The organism is Klebsiella sp. RHBSTW-00215 (assembly GCF_014103785.1).
Classification (GTDB): domain Bacteria; phylum Pseudomonadota; class Gammaproteobacteria; order Enterobacterales; family Enterobacteriaceae; genus Klebsiella.
On sequence record NZ_JABXQS010000010.1, the window covers coordinates 1 to 1,304 of the forward strand.

Genomic DNA, 1,304 nt, shown 5'->3' on the forward strand with positions numbered 1-1,304 from the left:
ATGATTTCGGGGTTAGACAAACGATCTCAAAGACGGATGAGAGAGATCGATTTAGAGCGCGCTAAAGAGGCCCAGGAACGGCGTGAAGACCAAAAGAACAGTAAGTTCACCCAAGTATCCCCAAAGGGCTGGGAACGCATTAGAGAGCTTTCTAAGGACAAACAGGGTGTGGCTGCAATCGCGCTGTACTCGTTTTTAGCTGAGCACATCGATCCAACGTGTGGGGCTGTCGTTGCTGAACAACAGTTTTTGGCTGACAAACTGAACGTTAGCAGGAGCACGATCAAGCGTTGGTTAAACTACCTTGAGACCAAAAATGCGGTAGTAAGAATCCCAGTTGCCGGCAACGTCTGCGCCTATGCGCTAGACCCCCATGAGGTTTGGAAGGGTTACAACTCCAGCAAAGGCTATGCAGCATTCGTAAGCAAAACGTTGGTTAACGTTGACGGTGATGTACAGCGCCGAATCGTTGCCATGTTCAAAGGGCAGGAAGGCGACGCTAAAGACCAATGCGACCTGCCTTTAGAGTGAAAGCCGGTCAAGGGCGCGTAGCGGCGTAGCGCACCCTTGACGGGCTGTAACGACCCCCACACTTGGCAAAGGTGGTTGTGATCACGCAGTGAGCGCAACCACCTGTTAAGCCGCCCTTGACGTTGACCTTCCGGGTAAAAAACACTGCGATGCAGGATAGGGCAAACGCCGCAAAATGACGTCATCCGACATCATTCCGCCGCGTTCGTCCAGTGACCTACAGTCGGCTCTGGGGTGTCGGGGCTGTGCCCTGACCAGGCGTTTTGGAGTATCGCCACCACGGTGGCGGTGCTACAAAACATATCCTGTCCCTTCCTTGGCATCTCTGAAGTTTAGCCAGTATACACTCCGCTAGCGCTACGTGACTGGTTCAGGGCTGCGCCCCGAAACCCGCAAAGGTCAAAACCAAAAGCGTCTGACAGGTGGTTGCGCTCACTGCGTGATCACAACCACCTCCTGGCAGCATGCTGGGCAATTTTGAGCGTCAAGGTCGGGCCGCTTCGCGGTCGCTAAAGCGAACCTTGACCCCCAAAAATGCCCGCCGAAAGGCGGGAGGTAACTTTAGCCCTGGGTGTTGAATTTAGGTTTTTAAAGATTAGATAAGCGGAAAACTATAAGTATCTGATTTATATACATTTCAATAAATGAGCTAGACCACACATGCGTGAGCTAGCTCTAGACCATGCATGCGTGAGCTAGCTTGAGCTAAGATAGTTTACTTTTGAGCTAAGGTAGCTTATTTTTGAGCTACCAATGGCTCATGAGGAATAGCG

Annotated in this window: 1 protein-coding gene; it reads left to right on the forward strand. The window is 51.6% G+C overall.

Going from position 1 to position 1,304, the window contains the following annotated elements:
* Nucleotides 1–531 (forward strand): helix-turn-helix domain-containing protein, encoded by a 531-nt coding sequence (locus tag HV127_RS31565; RefSeq protein WP_143550338.1) that lies wholly within the window; start codon nt 1–3, stop codon nt 529–531.
* The last annotated feature ends 773 nt before the right edge of the window (nt 532–1,304 follow it).